The 22,823-nt window shown below is 29.8% G+C and carries 17 protein-coding genes, 1 pseudogene and 1 riboswitch; of the genes and pseudogenes, 1 reads left to right on the forward strand and 17 read right to left on the reverse strand.

The features are described from left to right. Nucleotides 1-3: 3 nt before the first annotated feature. Genes purD through purE form a run of 7 tightly spaced genes read right to left on the reverse strand, consistent with a single transcriptional unit; the run spans nt 4 to nt 6,964 of the window. Nucleotides 4-1,254 (reverse strand): phosphoribosylamine--glycine ligase, encoded by a 1,251-nt coding sequence (purD, locus tag HF520_RS12180; RefSeq protein ID WP_168574280.1) that lies wholly within the window; start codon nt 1,252-1,254, stop codon nt 4-6. A gap of 12 nt (nt 1,255-1,266) precedes the next feature. Continuing rightward, nucleotides 1,267-2,799, reverse strand: coding sequence for a bifunctional phosphoribosylaminoimidazolecarboxamide formyltransferase/IMP cyclohydrolase (gene purH / locus HF520_RS12185; protein WP_168574281.1), 1,533 nt, complete (start codon nt 2,797-2,799; stop codon nt 1,267-1,269). Beyond that, a complete protein-coding gene (purN, locus tag HF520_RS12190) occupies nt 2,792-3,385 on the reverse strand; it encodes a phosphoribosylglycinamide formyltransferase (RefSeq protein WP_168574282.1) in 594 nt (197 codons plus the stop codon). Before purN ends, purH begins: the two co-directional genes overlap by 8 nt. Next, nucleotides 3,379-4,407, reverse strand: coding sequence for a phosphoribosylformylglycinamidine cyclo-ligase (gene purM / locus HF520_RS12195; RefSeq protein ID WP_168574283.1), 1,029 nt, complete (start codon nt 4,405-4,407; stop codon nt 3,379-3,381). Before purM ends, purN begins: the two co-directional genes overlap by 7 nt. Continuing rightward, entirely contained in the window at nt 4,401-5,771 is a 1,371-nt protein-coding gene (purF, locus tag HF520_RS12200; protein ID WP_168574284.1) for an amidophosphoribosyltransferase, read from the reverse strand. Before purF ends, purM begins: the two co-directional genes overlap by 7 nt. Before the next feature lie 12 nt (nt 5,772-5,783). Then, nucleotides 5,784-6,482, reverse strand: coding sequence for a phosphoribosylaminoimidazolesuccinocarboxamide synthase (gene purC, locus HF520_RS12205; protein WP_168574285.1), 699 nt, complete (start codon nt 6,480-6,482; stop codon nt 5,784-5,786). 5 nt (nt 6,483-6,487) lie between these two features. Then, nucleotides 6,488-6,964: a 5-(carboxyamino)imidazole ribonucleotide mutase gene (gene purE, locus HF520_RS12210; protein ID WP_168574286.1), complete on the reverse strand. Its 477-nt coding sequence runs from the start codon at nt 6,962-6,964 to the stop codon at nt 6,488-6,490. Nucleotides 6,965-7,295: 331 nt separating this feature from the next. Here purE and HF520_RS12215 point away from each other — a divergent pair, with 331 nt between their 5' ends. Next, nucleotides 7,296-8,975, forward strand: coding sequence for a formate--tetrahydrofolate ligase (locus HF520_RS12215; protein ID WP_168574287.1), 1,680 nt, complete (start codon nt 7,296-7,298; stop codon nt 8,973-8,975). A 143-nt stretch (nt 8,976-9,118) separates the two neighbouring features. Here HF520_RS12215 and HF520_RS12220 read toward each other — a convergent pair whose 3' ends face one another. From HF520_RS12220 to HF520_RS12270, 10 genes and pseudogenes are all read right to left on the reverse strand, one after another. Then, nucleotides 9,119-10,456: an NCS2 family permease gene (locus tag HF520_RS12220; RefSeq protein WP_168574288.1), complete on the reverse strand. Its 1,338-nt coding sequence runs from the start codon at nt 10,454-10,456 to the stop codon at nt 9,119-9,121. Between the two features lie 214 nt (nt 10,457-10,670). Further along, nucleotides 10,671-11,687, reverse strand: coding sequence for a BMP family lipoprotein (locus HF520_RS12225; RefSeq protein ID WP_168574289.1), 1,017 nt, complete (start codon nt 11,685-11,687; stop codon nt 10,671-10,673). A 147-nt stretch (nt 11,688-11,834) separates the two neighbouring features. Beyond that, on the reverse strand, nt 11,835-13,370 hold the full coding sequence (guaA, locus tag HF520_RS12230; protein WP_168574290.1) for a glutamine-hydrolyzing GMP synthase: 1,536 nt from the start codon (nt 13,368-13,370) through the stop codon (nt 11,835-11,837). Nucleotides 13,371-13,374: 4 nt separating this feature from the next. Next, nucleotides 13,375-14,838 carry an IMP dehydrogenase gene (gene guaB, locus HF520_RS12235; RefSeq protein ID WP_168574291.1) on the reverse strand — a complete coding sequence of 488 codons (1,464 nt, stop codon included), beginning with the start codon at nt 14,836-14,838 and terminating at the stop codon, nt 13,375-13,377. Between the two features lie 210 nt (nt 14,839-15,048). Then, nucleotides 15,049-15,150, reverse strand: a riboswitch (purine riboswitch). A gap of 40 nt (nt 15,151-15,190) precedes the next feature. Continuing rightward, nucleotides 15,191-16,374: pseudogene (gene larC, locus HF520_RS15295) on the reverse strand (nickel pincer cofactor biosynthesis protein LarC). Nucleotides 16,375-16,392: 18 nt separating this feature from the next. Next, entirely contained in the window at nt 16,393-17,136 is a 744-nt protein-coding gene (larB, locus tag HF520_RS12250; RefSeq protein ID WP_168574294.1) for a nickel pincer cofactor biosynthesis protein LarB, read from the reverse strand. A 173-nt stretch (nt 17,137-17,309) separates the two neighbouring features. Continuing rightward, nucleotides 17,310-18,767, reverse strand: a complete 1,458-nt coding sequence (locus HF520_RS12255; RefSeq protein WP_168574295.1) for an MFS transporter — start codon at nt 18,765-18,767, stop codon at nt 17,310-17,312. A gap of 437 nt (nt 18,768-19,204) precedes the next feature. Then, entirely contained in the window at nt 19,205-20,689 is a 1,485-nt protein-coding gene (locus HF520_RS12260; RefSeq protein WP_168574296.1) for an MFS transporter, read from the reverse strand. A gap of 214 nt (nt 20,690-20,903) precedes the next feature. Beyond that, complete coding sequence (locus HF520_RS12265; RefSeq protein ID WP_168574297.1) at nt 20,904-21,794, reverse strand: sugar phosphate isomerase/epimerase family protein; 891 nt, start codon at nt 21,792-21,794, stop codon at nt 20,904-20,906. Between the two features lies 1 nt (nt 21,795). After that, nucleotides 21,796-22,797, reverse strand: a complete 1,002-nt coding sequence (locus HF520_RS12270) for a Gfo/Idh/MocA family protein (RefSeq protein ID WP_168574298.1) — start codon at nt 22,795-22,797, stop codon at nt 21,796-21,798. Nucleotides 22,798-22,823: the final 26 nt, after the last annotated feature.

Raw genomic sequence — 22,823 nt, forward strand, 5'->3', positions numbered from 1 at the left:
AATTTAAACTCCTATATCAGTTCTATAATGCATACCTTCAAAGCTTATTTTCTTAATATTCTCATATACCTTTGCTGCTGCATCCTTTACTGAAGCTGCTTTTGCTGTTATTCCTATTACTCTTCCTCCATTAGTAACTAAGTTTCCACCTATCATCTTAGTTCCACTATGAAAAACTACTATATCTTTATCTAGATTTTCAAGTCCAGTTATTATCTTTCCTTTTTCATAAGAATCAGGATATCCTCCAGATGTAAGCATTACACAAACGGATTCTTCATCTTTATAATTTATTTCTATATCACTTAGCTTGTTGTCTATTATTGCATTCATTATTTTATTTAAATCTGTATCTAATCTAAATAAAACTGATTGAGTTTCTGGATCCCCAAATCTCGTATTATATTCTAATACTTTCGGTCCATCTTCTGTAATCATCAATCCTACAAATAATATTCCTTTGTAATTTAAATTATCTTTTTTAAATCCTTCTAATGTAGCATCTAATACATTTATTTTTATGCTTTGGGCTAATTCATCTGTATACACTTCACTAGGAGAAAAAGTTCCCATACCTCCTGTATTAGGTCCTTCTTCATTGTTATATACTTTCTTATGGTCTTTCGCACTTACCATAGGAACTATAGTATTATTATCAACGAACGCTAATATAGATGTTTCAATTCCACTTAGAAACTCTTCTATAACTATTTTACTTCCAGCATCTCCAAACTTCTTATCTTCCATCATATCTTTTAATGTAGATATTGCATCTTCTCTATTTGTTGGTATTACCACACCTTTTCCTGCAGCTAAACCATCAGCCTTTATTACTACTGGATATCCAAAATTGTCTACTTCACTAATAGCTTCATCTAAATTTGTATATTCTTTATACTTTGCAGTAGGTATATTATGTCTCATCATAAAATCTTTAGAGAAAGCCTTACTACCTTCTAATCTAGCACATCTTTTATTTGGTCCAAAAATTCTTAAATTTTCTTTCTCAAATTCATCAACTATTCCCTTAACAAGTGGAACCTCAGGTCCCACTATTGTTAAGTCTATTTTATTTTCTTTTGCAAAACTTACAAGTTCATCTATATGACTATCATCAATATTTATACATTTTGCTACACTTTCAATTCCAGCGTTTCCTGGTGAACAAAATATCGCTTCTATATTTTCTTCTTTACTTAATTTCCAGCATATGGCATGTTCTCTACCGCCGCCACCAATAACTAATACCTTCATAAAATTTACCCCCTAGTGTTTGAAGTGTCTTACTCCTGTAAACACCATTGTCATTTCATATTTATTACAAGCATCTATAGAATCTTGGTCTCTCATTGAGCCACCTGGTTGAACAACTGCTTTTATTCCATATTCATTTGCTAGTGTTACACAATCATCAAATGGGAAGAATGCATCTGAAGCAAGTACAGCTCCATTAAAGTCTTTATCACTGTTGTTTTCTAAAGCATTTTTTAAAGCCCATATTCTTGAAGTTTGACCACATCCTAAAGCTAATGTTTGACCACATTTAACTATAGCTATAGCATTTGATTTCATATTTTTAACAACCTTCATACCAAATTCCATATCTTCTAACTGTTCTTCAGTTGGTTCAACTACTGTTACAGTTTCATATTTATCGACTAAGGAATTATTTTTATCTTGTATTAATAATTTTCCATCTAAGTATTTCATTTCATATGGCTGTAAACTAGTTTCTATCTTAGATAATTTTAAAACTCTTAAGTTTTTCTTTTTCTTAAGTATTTCTAAAGCTTCTGGTGTAAAATCATAAGCTGCTACTATTTCTAAGAATATTTCACTTAATTTTTGAGCTGTAGCTTCATCTACTGTAGAAGTTATTCCAACTATTCCACCAAATATTGAAACTGTATCAGCTTCATAGCACTTTGTATATGCTTCTAAAGAATTCCTTCCTAAACCAACTCCACATGGATTAGTATGTTTTATAGCTACTGAAACTACTTTATCATTATCTTTAAATTCTCTCATTACTTCTAAACAACCATGTAAGTCATTTATATTATTGAAAGAAAGTTCTTTACCATTTAATTGTTCATAGTTTAATATTGGATTTTTAGCGTTTGGCTGAGAGTATAGCACTCCATTTTGATGTGGATTTTCTCCATATCTTAATGTTTGTTCTTTTTGGAATGTTAAATTTAATATTTCAGGATAAGTATCTCCAACTTCTCCTGCAAAATAGCTTGATATAAGTGCATCGTATCTAGCTGTAGTTGAGAATGCTTTATACGATAGTCTTTTTCTATCTTCTAAAGTTAAATTATCATTTTTTAACTTTTCAATCACCATATCATAATCATTTATATCTACTATAACCGTTACATCTTTATAATTTTTAGCAGCAGAACGTATCATAGATGGTCCACCGATATCTATATTTTCTATCATTTCTTCATGAGATTTTCCTGCCTTTAAAGTACCTTCAAAATCATATAAATTTACTACTACTAAATCTATAGACCCTATTTTATATTCTTTTACAGTTTCTATATGATTTTCATCGTCTCTTTTATAAAGTATTCCACCATGTATATATGGATTTAAAGTCTTAACTCTTCCATCTAACATTTCTGGGAATTTAGTAACTTCATCTATTTGAATAGCTTTAACTCCGTTTTCTTCTAACATTTTAAATGTATTTCCTGTAGATATAACTTCATATCCAAGATTGTTTAGTTCCTTTGCAAATTCAACTACTCTAGTTTTGTCTGTTACACTTATCAATGCTCTTTTACTCATTTATAAACACTCTCCTACCATGAATACTTAATTTATTTTCACAGAAAAGACTAATACTCTTCTTTAATATCTTATGTTCTACGTGTAGCACTCTTTTAGCTAAAGAGCTTACATCATCATCATCTCTTACATCTACAGTTTCTTGCATAATTATTGGACCTGTATCTGCTCCTTCATCAACAAAATGTACTGTTGCTCCAGTTACTTTAACTCCATAATCAAGTACACCTTGGTGAACTTTTTGTCCATAGTATCCTTTACCACAAAATGAAGGTATTAATGATGGATGTATATTTATCATTTTATTTCTAAATTCATTTACAAATTTAGGACTTATTATCTTTAAATATCCAGCTAAAACTACTAAGTCTATATTGCGATCTTTTAAAGTTTCAATTATTTTATCTTCATCCGTTTCAAAAATCGCGTCTATATTATTTTGTCTTGCTCTTTCTAAGCCATAGGCATTCTCTTTATTTGATATAACTACTTTAACTTTTCCATTTATATTTCCAGCTAAAGTTTCATCTATTATAGCTTGTAAATTAGTTCCTCCGCCCGAAACTAAAACACCTATATTTAGCATAATGTGACTCCTTCATGAGTATCTACCACTTTACCTATAATGTAGGCATTTTCTTCAGTAGAATTTATGTATTTAGTTATTTCTTTTGCTTTTTCATTATCAACTATTAATACCAGTCCTACACCCATGTTAAAACTCTTATGTAATTCTCTTTCATCTATAGAATTAAAGTTTTCTATCATTTTAAATATAGCTGGCTTTTCCCAAGAATTCTTTTCTATATCTATACCTAATCCTTTTGGTATAACTCTAGTTATATTTTCTATAACTCCACCGCCAGTTATATGCGCTATTGCTTTTATATCGTATTTACTTAATAAATCTAGAACTAGTTTTACATATATTTTAGTAGGTGTTAATAATGCTTCTCCTAAAGTCATCCCTAATTCTTCTATATATTGATCCAACTTATATCCATAAGTTTCTAAAAATATTTTTCTTATAAATGAAAATCCATTACTATGTATTCCACTTGATGATATACCTATTAATGTATCACCAGACTTTACATCTTTACCAGACACTATCTTCTCTCTATCAGCTATGCCAACAGAAAATCCTGCTAAATCATATTCATCTTCACTATACATACCAGGCATTTCAGCAGTTTCTCCACCAACAAGTGCACAACCTGCCATTTTACATCCGTCTACTATACCACTAACTATTTGTTCCACTTGTTCCGGTACTAACTTTCCAGTCGCTATATAGTCTAAAAAGAATAAAGGTCTTGCACCTTGGCATATTAAATCATTTACACACATCGCAACTAAATCTATACCTACAGTGTCATGTTTATCCATCATTTGAGCTAGCTTTAATTTCGTCCCAACTCCATCTGTTGACGAAAGTAACACTGGTTCAGTCATATTAGTAAAATCTTTTAAGCTATATAATCCACTGAAATTTCCTAAGTCACCTATTACATTGTTGTCATAAGTTGTTTTTATTTTACCTTTAATAAGATCTACTGCTCTATTTCCTTCATCTATATCAACGCCTGATTGCTTGTAAGTTAACATGATAAAAGTTCCTCCTTATCGATTTTCTTAACTGGGTAGTCTCCATCAAAACATGCTTTACAGAAAGTAGACTTACTATCTGTAGCTTCTATCATCGCATCTATACTTAAAAACTTTAATGAGTCACATCCTATGTACTCTCTCATTTCTTCTGTACTATGACTAGACGCTATTAAGTTTGATCTATTTGGTGTATCAATTCCATAGTAACAAGAGTAAGATACTGGAGGAGATGTTATTCTAAGGTGAATTTCTCTTGCTCCTGCATCTCTAAGAGACTTTACTATTTGCTTAGAAGTTGTTCCTCTAACTACGGAATCATCCACTAGTACAACTGACTTTCCTTTTACAACACTTGATAAAGGATTTAGTTTTATTTTTACTGCTATTTCTCTTTCTTCTTGTGTTGGTTTTATAAATGTTCTTCCTACATATCTATTTTTTACAAGTCCTTCACTTGCCTTAAGCCCACTTGCATTAGAATATCCTATAGCTCCTGCCCATCCTGAATCTGGTACTGGAACTACTATATCAGCATTTATTATTTCATCTTTAGCTAATAATTCCCCACATTTAACTCTAAACTCATATACATTCACATTGTCTATTGTTGCATCATTTCTTGCAAAGTAGATATGTTCAAATATACAGCTTCTTTTTACACACTTATAATTTTCTGAATAATAATATGTCTTAAGTTCACCATCTTTAACTACTACTATTTCGCCTGGCTCTACATCTCTTATAACTTCTCCACCAAGTATATCTATAGCACAGCTTTCTGATGCAAATATATATTCATCACCTTTTTTACCTAATATAAGAGGTCTAAATCCATGAGGGTCTCTTACACCTACTAATGAATCTTCTCCCATTATCACAAGAGAATATGCCCCTTTGATATAATCCATAGTTAGTTTTAAACTTTCTACTATATCTCCCTTATAGTATCTAGCAAGTATATAAAGTATTACTTCTGTGTCTGAGTTCGCTTGAAACATATACCCATCTTCTTCTAACATATCTCTTAAGTAATTTGCATTTACTAAGTTTCCGTTATGAGCTAATGCTAATGTTCTTTTTCTACAACTACCAACTAGCGGCTGACAATTTGCCAATGTACTTCCACCAGCTGTAGAGTATCTAACATGACCTATCCCCATATTTCCACCTAATTGAGATAATTCTGCTTCTTTAAATACATCTCCAACTAATCCCATGTCTTTTTTATACTTTATATCTTTTCCATCAAATACAGCCATTCCACAGCTTTCTTGACCTCTATGTTGTATAGAATATAAAGAATAGTATAATTCTTTAGCTATATCTTTATTTTTCGAATAAATACCTACAACACCACACATAAGAAATGCCCCCTATTTACAGTTCATTCTCGAAAGAACTTCTTCATAACCTTGAACAAGGTCACCTAAATCTCTTCTAAATCTATCTTTATCTAATTTTTCATTTGTATTTACATCCCAAAGTCTGCAAGTATCAGGAGATATTTCATCTGCTAGTATTATATTTCCTTGAGAATCTTTACCAAATTCTAATTTAAAATCTACTAACTTTAAGTTCGTTTTTAAGAAGAATTCTTTCATTAATTCATTTATTTTTAAAGTTTGTTCTTTTAAGAATGCTATTTCTTCTCTACTTGCTAATTTCATTGCTACAGCATGATCCTCATTTAACATAGGATCTCCGTATTCATCATTTTTGTAGCAAAGTTCAAATATAGGCTCATCTAAAACTAAACCTTCTTCTATTCCATATTTCTTACAGAATGAACCCGCTGTTATATTTCTTACTATTACTTCTAATGGTAATATTTCAACTTTCTTTACTAACATTTCTCTATCTGATATTTTTTTTATGAAGTGTGTATTGATTTGATTATCGTGTAACATTTCAAACATTATACTTGAAATTTTATTATTTAAGATTCCTTTCAAAGATATTGTAGCTTTCTTTTCTCCATTAAATGCCGTTGCATCATCTTTAAAATAAACTATAAATTCATTTTCATTTTCTGTTGAATAAACTTGTTTTGCTTTACCTTCATATAATAACATCTTTATTACCCCCTTAAATTTTTGTCATCTTCTAATACTTTGTTTGCCATTTCTTCTCTATATAAAACTAAATCTTCTTTGATTTTTGGATATTTCAAACTAATTATTTGAAGTGCTAATAGAGCAGCGTTTAATCCCCCATCTATAGCAACTGTCGCCACAGGAATACCTTTAGGCATCTGTACTATTGATAAAAGTGAATCTAATCCATCCATTGTAGATGACTTAACTGGTAATCCTATAACAGGAATTAATGTATGTGAAGCTATTACTCCAGGTAGATGTGCAGCTTTTCCTGCAGCCCCTATTATTACATCTACTTCATCATCTATTTCATTTAAGAACTCTATTAATTGATTAGGAGTTCTATGTGCTGATAATGCTCTAACTTTCACATATACACCAAATTTTTCTAATAACTCTATACCTTCTTGAACTTTAGGATAATCTGATTTTGACCCCATAACTACTGCTACTTTCATCAATTTACCTCTTTTCATATATATTTAAATTATTAACTACATACCATTTGTGAATTTTACGAACTTTATAATTAGATTTTATTATAATGTACATGTTTTTGCAATAAATTTTTTATTTGCCAATATAGTTTCAAAATAATAAACAACATATAAATCTGTATTTTCCAACATTATAGCTTTTAGATATTATTATTTTTTTTACATTCTTTTTTAAATGTATAAAAAAATACGAATTTTATGTTATAATTCATTTAAATAGTTTGGTATTTAAAATAAATGGTATAATTATCAATATTAAATCTAATAAATACATAATGGAGGAATTTATTTTATGACATTAAAATCAGATATAGAAATTGCTCAAGAAGCTAATCCTAAACACATAAAAGAAATCGCAAAAAAATTAAATATACACGAAGACGATATAGACATGTATGGAAAATATAAAGCTAAAGTTGATTATAATTTATTAAAAAATAATAATACAAATAAAAAAGCAAAGGTTATATTAACAACTGCAATAAACCCAACACCAGCTGGTGAAGGAAAAACAACTACAACAATCGGTGTTGCTGATGCTCTTTCTAAATTAGGTAAAAATGCATTAGTTGCATTGAGAGAACCTTCTTTAGGACCTGTATTCGGTATAAAAGGTGGTGCTGCTGGAGGGGGGTATGCCCAAGTTATACCTATGGAAGATATAAACCTTCATTTTACAGGTGACTTACATGCTATTGGAGCAGCAAACAATTTATTAGCTGCTATGCTAGATAATCATATACACCAAGGAAATGAATTAAATATAGATATCAGAAGCATAACTTGGAGAAGATGCGTTGATATGAATGATAGACAATTAAGAAATATAATAGATGGAATAGGATCAAGAGTTGATGGAGTTACTAGACAAGATGGCTTTGATATAACAGTTGCATCTGAAGTGATGGCTATATTCTGTCTTGCAAATGATATTTCTGACTTAAAAGAAAAATTAGGTAAAATAATAGTTGGATACAACTACGAAGGACATCCTGTAACAGCATCTGATTTAAAAGCTAACGGAGCTATGGCCGCTTTACTAAAGGATGCTTTAAAGCCTAACCTAGTTCAAACATTAGAGGGTACTCCTGCATTTATACATGGTGGACCATTTGCGAATATAGCACATGGTTGTAACTCTGTTATAGCCACTAAAATTGCTATGCAATTTGCTGATTATGTAGTTACTGAAGGTGGTTTTGGTGCAGACCTTGGAGCTGAAAAATTCTTAGATATAAAATGTAGAATGGCAGGTATAGAGCCTTCTGCAGTTATAATTGTTGCTACTGTAAGAGCTTTAAAATACAATGGTGGTGTTTCTAAAAATGATTTAAATAATGAAAATTTAGCTGCATTAGAAGCTGGACTTCCAAACTTATTAAAGCATGTTGAAAATATAAGTAAAGTATTTAAACTACCTGCTGTTGTTGCAATAAATGAATTCCCAACTGATACAAAAGCTGAAATTAATCTAATAAAAGAAAAATGTAAAGAATTAGGAGTAAATGTTGCTGTATCTCAAGTTTGGTCTAAAGGCGGAGAAGGTGGTATAGAATTAGCTAATGAAGTATTAAGACTTATAGATGAGGAAGAAAATAACTTCCAATTCTGTTATGAAAACGAATTAAGTATAGAAGAAAAAATAAATTCTATAGCTACTAAAATATATGGTGCAGAAGGAGTCGATTTCACTCCTCAAGCAAGAAAAGAATTAGATAAATTAGAATCCTTAGGCTTCGGAAACCTACCTATATGTATGGCTAAAACACAGTACTCTTTAACTGATGATGCCTCTAAACTAGGAAGACCTACTGGATTTAGAATTACTGTTAGACAATTAAATGTTTCAGCTGGTGCAGGATTTATTGTTGCTCTTACTGGTAACATTATGAAAATGCCTGGACTTCCAAAAGTTCCTGCCGCTGAGAGAATAGATATAGATGAAAACGGAGTAATTTCAGGATTATTTTAGTTTTAATCAAACTTCATATGTTATATAAAATTTCAAATACTACTCTTTAAATAAATATATTAAAAAACTCCAATCTAGAATATCTAGATTGGAGTTTTTATTTTTATTATATTCTTAAAATTTAATTTGATAATCATATTTAATTAGTGAGTAATAAATACAAATTTAAGGACAAATAATATAGATAATATAACTAAGTATATATTTATTTCTTTTGATTTTCCTGTAGCTAATTTTAATATTGTATATGATATTATTCCGAATATTATTCCATCTGCTATACTATATGCAAATGGCATCATAGCTAATGTTAAAAATGCTGGTATTGCATTCGTAAAATCATTAAAGTCTATTTCTTTTAATGAACTTGCCATCATAACACCAACTATTATAAGTACTGGTGATGTAGCTTGTGTTGGTACTGCTATAAATAGTGGTGCAAAGAATAAAGATAATATGAATAATACACCTGTTGTAACTGCTGTTAATCCAGTTCTGCCACCTTCTCCTATTCCAGCTGCACTTTCAACATATGATGTTACTGTTGATGTACCTAATGCCGCTCCGGCTGTTGTTGCTATTGCATCTGCAAATAATGCTTGTTTAGCTCTTGGAAGTTTTCCATTTTCATCTAATAAATTTCCTTTTGATGCAACACCTACTAAACATCCTACTGTATCAAATAAGTCTACAAATAAGAATGTTATTACTATTACTAACATTTGTAAACTGAATATCTCATTAGTTGGTACCGTTAAAGCTTGTAAAAATAAAGGCTTAACTGATGGTACACTTGATGCTATTATCCCTTCTGGTAATGGCACTAATCCTAAAATCATTCCTATAGCTGATATTATTAACATCGCTATAAGAAATGCACCTTTTATATTTTTAGCAATTAATATACTTGATATTATTATACCTACTATTGTTAATATAATAAGTGGATCTCTCATGTTACCTAATGCTAATATTGTTGATCCATTTACTACTAATCCTGCATTTGCTAATCCTATAAATGCTATGAAAAGACCTATACCAGCTGTAACTGCATGTTTTAAAACTGGTGGTATACAATCTATAATTTTTTCTCTAACATTCGTTGCTGTAAGTATTATAAATATAATTCCCTCTATTAAAACAGCACATAATGCAAATTGCCATGTATGACCCATTCCTAATACTACTGTATATGCAAAAAATGCATTAAGTCCCATACCTGGTGCTAGAGCAATTGGGTAGTTTGCTAAAAGCCCCATAGCTAAACATCCTATAAAAGCTGATATTGCAGTTGCAGCAAAAACAGCATTTTTATCCATACCTGTTTCTCCAAGAATATTAACATTAACAACAAGTATATATGCCATAGTCATAAATGTTGTTATACCTGCTATAATTTCTGTTTTAACATTTGTGTTATGTTCTGAAAGTTTAAACAGTCTTTCTAATAAACCTTTGTTACTAGATTGAGTAGCTTGCATATTCATCCTCCACCTTTTTTTATTATTTTATGTGTTATAATTCGAATATTTCCTAACGTTACATTAGTAATTATATAATATAGTACACTTTTTCGCAATGTTTTTTATATATTTTTTTATTTTTAAATAGTAAAGTTCGTGTTTTTGGTATAAACAAAATAAAACTAGGTTAAATTCATAAATTTATTTCAACCTGGTCATAGTCTATATATATTTATTTATTAAATTCATCTTTAGTTGCAGGAACTTTTATTTCTCCATTTACAACTTTATCTTTCATTGTATCTACATAATCTAGCACTTCTTGTGGTACTAGCTTTTTAGTTGAATCAGGTATACCAACACCATCTTCTTTAAGTCCATATACTTTTGCCTCTCCACCTTTTAAGCTTCCATTAACTAAATCTTTAACTGTATCATATACTCCTACATTAACTTTTTTCAATGCAGATGTAAGTACATTATCTGGAGCTAAATTACTCTGATCCTTATCTACTCCTATTGCATATTTGTTATTTTCTTTTGCAGACTCTATGGCACCCATTCCTGTACCACCTGCTGCTGATAAAATTATATCATTTCCATTTCCATACATTTGATTTGCTATAGACTTACCTTTAGCTGCATCTGAAAATGTTCCTGCATATTGTACATTAACCTTAGCATCTTTATTAGCTTCTTTTACTCCATATCTAAACCCATATTCAAATCTAGATATAACACTATTTTCCATACCGCCTATAAATCCAACTTGATTTGTTTTAGTCATTTTACCTGCTATAAGACCTGTTAAAAATGTTGCTTCATTTTCTTTAAATAATATAGGTGTTACATTTTCAGGTATTGTATCATAAGTTTCATCTATTATTGCAAATTTCTGATCTGGATAGTTCTTAGCCTCAGTCTCTATATCCTCTTTCATAGTATTTCCTACACCTATTACTAAATCCATACCTTCATCTACAAGACTTTCTATATTTGATATATATTCTGATGCTTGCTTAGATTCTATTACCTTTATTTCAATATTAAAATCTTCTTTTGCTTGTTGAAGACCTTCCCATGCACTTTGATTAAAAGATTCATCATTTATACCACCTGTATCTGCTACCATACCTACTTTTATAACATCATTAGTTGCACCATCTGAAGACTTATTTCCACACCCAACTAACATAGATGCAGATAATATTACCGCTGTACCTAATGCAAATATTTTTTTAAATTTCATTTTGTTCCTCCTAAATGTCTTTCCTCTGTTGTTTATATTATGTTTATATTTAATTATTTTAATAATTAACATGAATTAATATTTTTATGGATAAAAATAGGGAATTTATAAAAATAAATTATTTTAATAAATTCCCCTTAATTTATATTATTCCCATTCTATTGTTCCTGGTGGTTTAGATGTTATATCATAAACTACTCTATTAGCCCCATCAACTTCATTTACTATTCTATTAGATATTTTTTCTAATACATCATATGGCATCTTATACCAGTCAGAAGTCATTCCGTCAGAAGATGTAACAGCTCTTAATCCTACTAAGTAAGCATAAGTTCTTTCGTCTCCCATAACTCCAACAGTTTTTACATCTGGTAGTGTAGCAAATGCTTGCCATATTTCTTTATATAAACCAGCTTTTTTAAGTTCTTCCATATATATAGCATCAGCTTCTCTTAAGATATCGCATCTTTCCTTTGTAACTTCGCCTATAACCCTGATACCTAATCCTGGTCCTGGGAATGGATGTCTAAATATTAATCCTTCTTCTATTCCTAATTCTAAACCTATTTTTCTAACTTCATCTTTAAATAATTCTCTTAACGGCTCAACTATCTTAAATTCTATATCTTCAGGTATTCCACCAACATTGTGATGAGATTTTATAGTAGCAGCTTCACCATGTCCACTTTCTACTACATCTGGATATATAGTTCCTTGAACTAAGAAATCCATTTTACCTAATTTAGCTGATTCCTCTTCAAATACTCTTATAAATTCTTCACCTATTATTTTTCTCTTAGCTTCAGGTTCAGTTACTCCCTTTAATTTACCTAAGAATCTATCTTCACAATTGACTCTTATTAAATTCATATCAAACTTATCTCTGAATATTCTTTCTACATCATCACCTTCATTTTTTCTAAGTAGACCATGATCAACGAATACACAAGTTAAGTTATCCCCTATTGCTTTATGCACAAGTACTGCTGCAACTGATGAATCTACTCCACCACTTAAAGCACATAATACTTTCTTATCTCCGATTATTTCTTTTATTTCTTTTACTTTGTCTTCTATAAATGTATCTGTAGTCCAATCTCCGCTCACACCACAAACATTATATAAGAAGTTTTTAAGAACTTTATCTCCTTCTAGACAATGTTCAACTTCTGGATGGAATTGTACTCCATATAATTTCTTTTCTGTATTTTCCATAGCTGCAACTGGACAATCTTTAGTATGAGCTACTATTTTAAATCCTTCTGGAGCTTTATCTATTAAATCTGTATGGCTCATCCATACTATATTTGTAGACATTCCTTCAAATATAGCTGATTCTTCATACTTTATTTCAGTTCTTCCATACTCTTTTTCACTAGCATTACCTTTTCTTACATTTCCGCCTAATACATGTGCCATTATTTGTACTCCGTAGCATATACCTAGTATTGGCACACCTATTTCGAATATCTCTTTTGATATTGTAGGAGAGTTTTCTAAATATGCACTATTAGGCCCTCCTGTAAATATTATTCCTTTTGGATTTTTCGCTTTTATTATTTCTATATCTGTATTGTATGGTATTATTTCACAATATACATTATTTTCTCTTACTCTTCTTGCTATTAATTGGTTATATTGTCCCCCAAAATCAACTACAAGTACTAATTCATGCTTTTTCATTTGATTACATACCTCCTTGTGAACTATAATTTGGTGCTTCTTTGCTTATTGTTATGTCATGTGGATGACTTTCTTTTAAAGATGCCGCTGTTATTTTTACAAATTGAGCTTTTTCTTGTAAATCTACTATTGTAGCAGATCCACAATATCCAAGACCTGATCTTATTCCACCGATCATTTGGAATATTATATCTTCTACCTTACCTTTATATGGAACCATGCCTTCAACTCCCTCAGGAACTAATTTCTTAGCATCACTTTGGAAATATCTATCTTTCGATCCTTTTTCCATAGCTGCTATAGATCCCATACCTCTATATGTCTTATAAGATCTTCCTTGGTAAAGTACAGTTTCTCCTGGACTTTCTTCAGTTCCAGCAAACATTGATCCCATCATACAAACTGATGCTCCACCAGCTAATGCTTTTACTATATCACCTGAATATTTTATTCCACCATCTGCTATTATCGGTATATTATATTTTGATGCAACTTCAGCACAATCCATAACTGCAGTTAATTGAGGAACTCCAATACCTGCAACAACTCTAGTTGTACATATAGATCCTGGACCTATCCCTACTTTAACACAATCTGCTCCAGCCTTTATTAAATCTTCTGTAGCCTCAGCAGTAGCAACATTTCCTGCTATAACTTGAAGTTCTGGATATACTTCTTTTATTCTTGTAACAGCATTCATAACTCCTTTAGAATGACCATGTGCACTATCTAAAACAACAACATCTACATTAGCTTTAACTAAAGCAGTAACTCTTTCTATAAGGTCTGATCCTATACCTACTGCTGCTCCACATAAAAGTCTACCATGTGCATCTTTTGCTGAATTTGGATATTGTATTTTCTTTTCTATATCCTTTATAGTTATTAAACCTTTTAAATGACCTTCATCATCTACTATAGGTAATTTTTCAATTTTATGTTTCTTTAATATTGCTTGAGCTTCTACTAAATCAATTCCTTCTCTTGCAGTAACTAAATTTTCTTTAGTCATTGCATCTTCGATACTTTTAGTCATATCATCTTCGAATTTTATATCTCTGTTAGTTATTATCCCAATTAGCTTATTATCTTCATCTACTATTGGTACTCCAGAAATTTTGTATCTACCCATTATATCATCTGCATCTTTTATCGTATGATTTTTGGATAAATAGAAAGGATCTACTATAACACCACTTTCACTTCTTTTGACTTTATCAACCTCTAGAGCTTGCTCTTCTATAGTCATATTCTTATGGATTATTCCTATACCACCTTGTCTAGCCATTGATATAGCCATCTTAGATTCAGTAACAGTATCCATTCCTGCACTCATTAAAGGTATATTAAGTTTTATCTTATTAGTTAGATATGTTTCAGTCCTAACATTTTGAGGTAATACTTCTGATTTTTGTGGAACTAATAAAACATCATCAAACGTTAAACCTTCTTTTATTATAGTTGCCATAGTGTTTCTCCTTTCATTATTTACCTATCGAATTTTCTATTATCATTTTTTCATTTTGTTCGTATTTAAAATGGTTAAATAAAAAACCTGTATAGTAACTTCAGTATTTTTAAGAAGTGAAATTACTATACAGGTCTTCAAAACATCTGCTTATAGCTAACCTCCAGGGATTTACTTATCAGCCTGTAAGTTCACTTAATTTGATGTTTTGCTAATAATAATTCCACTCATAGTCAAGATATTTACGGTATCTCGGTAGAAACTCCCAAACCTTATTTTTGGGTATATACGAGTGACGTTAATTTCAATTGTTATTTCTTTAGGTGTATATAAATTTATCAAAATTTATTAATTATGTCAATAATTTAAAGCTAATTTTCTCCTTTATTATACAGTTTATTTCAAAAAACACCTCATTTAAAGTAATACCATACTTTTGAGCTATAATTCTACATTCTTCATACTCTGGAGTTACTTTTATTAACTTACCTTTAAAATATCCCATTTTCACCTTAACGTCACCATATTTAGTATGTATTTTTTCAAACTTTCTACTAAGTTCTTCTCTTTTATACTTAATATATCTAACTCCAAAAGTACTCGTTTCTGTAAGCAAAATTTCTATGAACTTATCTAAATCCTCTTCTTTACATAAGATACATACCTTAGTTGCAGGTCTATTCTTTTTCATATAAATACTTTCAGTATATATATCTAGTGCACCTTCTTCTAAAGTCTTTTCATATAAATACGAAAAAATCTCTGAAGACATGTCATCTATATTACAAGTTATCTCTATAATTGACTTTTGTTTTTTTTTACACCTAAAACACTTCTTAACATATTAGGTATTTCAAAAGACTTATGTCCTATACCATATCCTATTTGTTTTGGCTCAAATTCAAGAGTGTCTACAAATTCTTCACATAATGATTTTATTATTGCAGCCCCCGTAGGAGTTGTACACTCTCCTTTAACAGAATTCATTTTTATAGGTACATTTTTTAATATTTCTAGTGTTGCAGGAGCTGGCACTGGCATAATTCCATGATCACACTTTACAAATCCAGACCCTACTGGAACTTTAGTCGCACAAATTTTATCTACACAAAGTAAATCTATAAGTATGCAAGAACCAACTATATCTACAATAGAATCTATTGCTCCAACTTCATGAAAGTGTATTTTATCTATTGTAGTTCCATGAACTTTTGCTTCTGCTTCACCAATAACCATAAATACTTTTTTAGCCATAGTTTTAACATTATTATTTAAATCACTTTCATCAATAATATTAAATATATCAACTAAATGTCTATGTGCATTTTGCTCTTTTATTAATATATTTACATGTGTACCTTTTATTCCGCTTTCGATTTTAGAACTTATTTTTACCTCAAATTCATCATCTAAGTTCAATTTACTTAATTCTTCTAAAAATATTTCTTTTGGTACACCTAAATTTAATAAGGTTGCTAAAGTCATATCTCCAGATATTCCATTTATAATATCAAAATAAAGAATTCTTTGCTCCATATTTTCTCTCCTCAGCTTTTATGTTAATTTATTAATCATTGAAGCTAAGTATCCTGCTCCAAATCCATTATCTATATTTACTACTGATATACCAGATGCACAACTATTTAACATAGTTAAGAGTGCTGATACACCACCAAAATTCGCGCCATATCCTACAGATGTTGGAACTGCTATTATAGGTACATCTACCAATCCCCCTACTACACTAGGAAGAGCACCTTCCATTCCAGCTACAGCTATTATTACTCGAGCGCTATCAATTATATGTTTTTTGCCAAGCAGTCTATGTATCCCAGCTACTCCAACATCATAAACTTTTTCAACTGTATTTCCTAAAAAAAGAGCTGTATGATATGCTTCATCTGCTACAGGTATATCTGATGTTCCACCTGTAATAACGACAATTTTACCTTTTCCTTTGTTCTCAATAGGATGATTTTGTATTTTTAATATTTTAGATATTTCTTCATACTCAGCATTTGGATAAACTTCTTTTATTTTTTCGTAAGTTTCTTTTCTACATCTAGTTCCTAATATGTTGCTATTTTTTATAGTCATTTTATCTACTATACCTAGAATTTGTGAATCACTTTTACCTTCACAGTATATAACCTCTGGATAACCAGTTCTTAGTTCTCTATGATGATCCACATTTGCATATCCTAAATCTTCGTAGGGTAAGTCTTTAAGTTTTCCCAAGGCTTCTTCCACACTTATACTATTATTTTTTATACCCTCTAATAATTTTTTTAAATCCATATGCAACTCCCTCAAATTTAATTCTATTTGTATATATTATACAATACTTATAGTGTAGATAATTATAAAATAAAAATTTTATTGATTTATACATAAAAAAGTATTAACCATGTTCATTAATAATTCTACATAGTTAATACTCTTTATTATCATGCATTATAAATTTATTTAAATTATATAACTGCTTCTTCTTTTCTTATTTCATCTAATTTTTTTTGAACCTCATCCATTTTCTTATCATCTAGTGGATAGAACTTCATTGCTACTAAGGAACAAACCCATCCTATTATTGGAAGTCCCATGAATAAGAATGCTGTTGCCCAAAATAGTTCAGGAGTATTTACATCTGTTACTTCTGGCATTGTAGATGTATATCCTATTGCTGCTATTACGAATCCAACAATAGTAGTAGCAAATGATGATATCATTTTATCTATGAATGAGAATAAAGTTCCCATCATACCTGGTACATATCTTCCAGTTAAGTAAGTTTCATAATCTGCACAGTCTGCTATCATTGGTATTACTATACTACTTGAAACTGATTTAACTCCATTAGCGAAGCAGAATATACCGATCCAAAGAGCAGTCATAACACCAAAATTCTCTAATGATATTTGAGTAGGATCACCTAAGAATATTACTAAGAATAAAGCTATATATCCTATTATAGATAACCATGTAGTTGCAACTAAAGCTTTCTTAGATCCAAATCTACTTGCATATTTAGTTCCAACTAATATTATTATAAATGTTGGTATCATAGTTATTAATGACATTTTTCCATATAATTCAAAGTTACCCATTATTATTCCATATAACATAACCATAACTGATGAGTTTCCAGCTGCTTGTAAAGCTAATTTATCAGTAGCTGCAGATACTATAAGCATTTGCATTGCTCTGTTCCCTTTTAATACACTTATATAATCTCTGAACTTTACCTTAACCCCTTTATCACCAATTCCGAAGAATTCTGCTCTATCTTTTGACCATAAACCTATTACTGCTAATACTGTACATATAGCAGATGCTATTACAGTACTTACGGCAAATTCCGTCATTGCTTCTAATGTAAATCCACCATACTTAGGTACTAAATATGAAGATGTATACATAGCTATACCAGACCCCATCAATAACATATATGAACTATCAAATCTAGTAAATAAAGGTCTTTGTGACGGATCATTAGTTAAGCATGCTTGAGCTGCTTTTGTACAAGCAGTTTGAAATGTATAACCTATAATATAGACCGCATATATTGCTGTAAAAAATAGAACTCTTGCATTACCTTCTGGTAATGTATGAGTTACCTTATATAAAACTAACGTACTTATTGCTAATATAATATTCCCTATAACCATCATTGGTCTAAACTTACCAAACTTAGTATTTGTTTTATCAATTATAAAACCTATTATTGGATCTGTTATTGCATCAAACATACGCATAGATGTTAATAATGAAGATACAAGAACAACCGCTATACCTGCAACCCCAGTTGCATAATAAGATACATACATCATTAAAAACATATAGAAATTTGTTGCTACATTGTTAAGAGCAAAAAAACCAATTTGCCATGTCTTCGCTCTGTTGTAAGTTATACCATTTGTGTTTTTTGACATTTTGTTCCCCCTTAATAATATATCTCACGAAGTACTTTGTTATTTTTTTACCATACATTTTTAAAATTTTTAATTATTTATAGAAATACCCTTATTTAAATGCCTTGATTGTGATGCATGATTTTATGTTATCGTTTTCCTTCGTTATTATGTTACCATAATAACATAGTTTTTTCCATTTCACAATGTTTTTTGACATTTTTTTATCTTTTTTTGATATTTTTTTAACTTATTTAGAAAGTGAATTATTTTTACTTAGATAATAAATATTTATATATATATTAAATTTAAATTTTCTAATATTTAAATCAAAACTTTTAATAATTATTTAATTGTATTTTAAAGAAGATATTATATATATTGCGTGCAAATAAAAGAATGAACTCTATGTGAGTTCATTCTTTTATTTATGTTTAACTATTTATTTTTCATTTTTATTAAACTAATTCAGCCTCTGAATTTTTAATATATTGTATATGAGCTTGTATTTCTTTCATTTTTTCTTTGTCAAGTGGGTAGAACTTCATAGCTATTAAAGAGCATATCCATCCTATCATTGGCATACCTACAAATAAGAACATTGTCATCCAAAATATTTTTTGATTAGATACATCTGTTACATCTGGCATCCTATCTACAAATCCTATTGATGCAACAGAGAATGCTACTATAGTTGTAGCAAACGATGATATTAACTTATCTATAAATGAGAATAGTGTTCCCATCATACCCGGTACGAATCGTCCACTTAAATACGTTTCATAATCAGCGCAGTCTGATATCATAGGTATAACAAACGCGCCTGAAACTCCTACAGCTCCTTTTGCTATTATATAAACTACTATAAACGCTATTGTCATAAAGCTTATATTCTTTAAACTTATTTGTGTTGGATCTCCGAAAACTAATAATGCTACTAAAACTGTATATGAAATTATTGAAGCCCATGTTCCTACAACTAAAGCTTTCTTTTGGCCTAATTTTTGTGCATATCTTGTTCCTATCATAGTTATTATAATATTTGGTATTAATATTATCGTACCTATAGTACCAGCTAAAGAATAATCTCCCATTATTATGCCAAATAACATTATAGTAACTGATGCATTTTGAGCAACACTTAATGCTATTTTATCTGTACTAGCTGCTACTATAAGCATTTGTAGCGCTCTATTTCCTTTTAATACTGGCCAGTAATCTTTGAAACTAACTTTTGAAGCTTGATTTCCTAAACCAAAGAATTCTGTTCTATCTTTTGGCCATATACCATATACTGCTAAAGCTGTTAATATAGCCGAACCTATTATAGTATACATTATTAATTCATGATATAAGGCTATATTTCCAAATCCACCATGCTTTGGAACTAGATAACTTGAAATAAATATTTGCATTCCATTGAAAAGTACTGCATTATATATAGCATCAAATAAACCAAATTTGGGCCTTTTGGTTGGGTTATTAGTCATGCACGCTTGACCCGCCTTTGTACAAGCTGTTTGACAAGTATAACCTATTATATAAACTGCATAACATGCTACAAAGTATACTAATCTAAAATTTTCCGGAACTAAATGAACTGTTTTGTATATTACAAATGTCATTACCCCAAGTATAATATTACCTATTACTATAAATGGTCTAAACTTACCAAATTTACCATCTGTTTTATCTATTAAAAAACCTACAATCGGATCTGTTATACCATCAAAAATACGCATTGCGGTTAATATAAAGCCAACTACTGTAACCATTAATCCAGCAATACCGGTTGCGTACATTGATATATATCCCATGGCAAACATATAAATATTTGTAGCTGTATTGTTTAAAGCAAATAAACCTAAACGCCATGTAGGACAATCATTATATCCCCCTTCATTATCATCGAACTTACCTAATTTTTTTAATTTATTTTGCATATTATTAATTTTCCCCTTTTTTATAATTATTAACGTTTTCCCAATCTTTAAATAAAAAAATCTTTCCCTTTAGATTATATCAATTTTTATATTATACTAACTAACTATTTATTTAAACAATACATTCTACAAATTTTATATCTTTAAATTTAGCATTATCGAAATATTAAAATTCCAATAATGCTAAATTATATTGAAACTCTATATATTTATATTATATGTTTGCATTACAAAGCAAATTATTATGATCAAATCTATCTTCAAAACCTAAAGATCTTAAATTTCTTGCGCTTATTTCTAAACTTTCAAAAGGATTTTTTCCATATGTATCATCTTGCTCTATAAATATGTGCTCTACACCTGTTTCTCCAGCTAAATCTATTATAGCCTTCATATCTAAGTTTCCTTCACCTATTTCAGCAAATTGTACCATATCAAATAAACTTCTCATTATACCTTCCATTCCGCCTGATAAGTCTATTGTTTGAGATATTCTATAGTCTTTTATATGTATTATCTTAGTTCTTCCAGCTAATTTCTTAATCCATTCTAAAGGATTTACTCCTCCTCTTTGTAACCAGTGAACATCAAGTTCAAATCCTAAGTATTCTGGGTTACTCTCTTCAGCCATTATTTCTAATATATATTTACCATCATACTTAGCAAACTCAACATGATGATTGTGATAGTATAACTCTAACCCTTCTTCTTTTAATCTTCTTCCCATTTCATTTAATTCTTTTGTATACTCAATTATTTTTTCTTTTGATCCTAAACAATCAAAAGATATCATTCCTATTCTTATATACTTACAATTTAAAGCTTTTGTGTCTGCAACTATTTTATCGAAATCATCTCTTAAGTTCTCTATTTTCATACCAGGCATCATTGATTTTATAGATGCACTAGTAGCACAAACCTTCATATCTAATTCGTCTAAGCTTTCTTTTATTTGCTCAACATTTTCTGGTGTCATAGGTATTTGAGATAATTCAATTGTAGAGAATCCTATCTCTTTTACCTTTTTTAATGTTTCTTTTATTCCTATTTCTTCAACTTTATTTTTAAGCATCATCATTTGAACGCCTATTGTTGGTTTGCTCATATTAATTCCCCCAATTAATTAATTTGTTTTCTTTTGATGAATTTCTAATATATTCTATAATTCTAATAGAATTTTCCGCATCACTAACATGTATAAAATTATTATCCTTATTAATTAAGCTATTGTAATAATTTGATATCAGCTCAGCATGACCTGATCCATAGTAATGTTTTGCTCCTTCAAATAATATATCTTTAGCTACTACTTCTTTAGTACCATTTTCATATTTATAAAGGATATTATCTTTTATAACAAATCTAGCTTTTTCTAAAATAATTTCTATTTCAACACTAGAATTATCTCCATAAGCCACTGTAGATATAAAAGTTCCTCTTGATCCATTTTTAAAGTTTATATTTGCAGTTGCTGTATCTTCAACCTCAATATCATAATCTAGTAAATTATTTATATTACCCTTTATAGACTCTATTTCTCCACCAAATAATTGCATTAGATCAATAGTATGAATAGCTTGATTTATCATTACCCCACCACCAGAGTACTTCATCTTGCCCCTCCATGGCTTTGTAGAGTAATAAGACTCAGATCTACTCCAAGCTACAATACCTTTTATTGCCTTTATATCTCCATATTTATTAGATTTTATTATTTCTAATAAAGTTTTTACTGTATAGTTATACCTATTTTGCAGACAGATGCAAATATTTGCATCTGTCTTTTTATCTAATTCATTAAACTTGTTAACTTCATCTATATTTAAGCAAAGTGGTTTTTCTAAAAGCACATTAATATTTTTAGAAGTTATATCTTTAGTTACTGGATAATGAAGGTGATGTGGTAGACATATATGAACACAGTCTAAATTTTCTTTTTCAATCATTTCATTGTAATCAGTATAAAAATTTGCACCTTTAACTAAACTACGCTTACTTTCATCTATATCACATACTGCTACTAAATCTGCATCTTTATTCATAGATATAGCATTAATATGAACTACAGATACATCTCCTAAGCCAATAACACCAACTCTAAGTGCCATATACACTCCCTCTTTCACTTATATTA

It is taken from the genome of Romboutsia sp. CE17, from assembly GCF_012317385.1.
GTDB lineage: Bacteria > Bacillota > Clostridia > Peptostreptococcales > Peptostreptococcaceae > Romboutsia_E.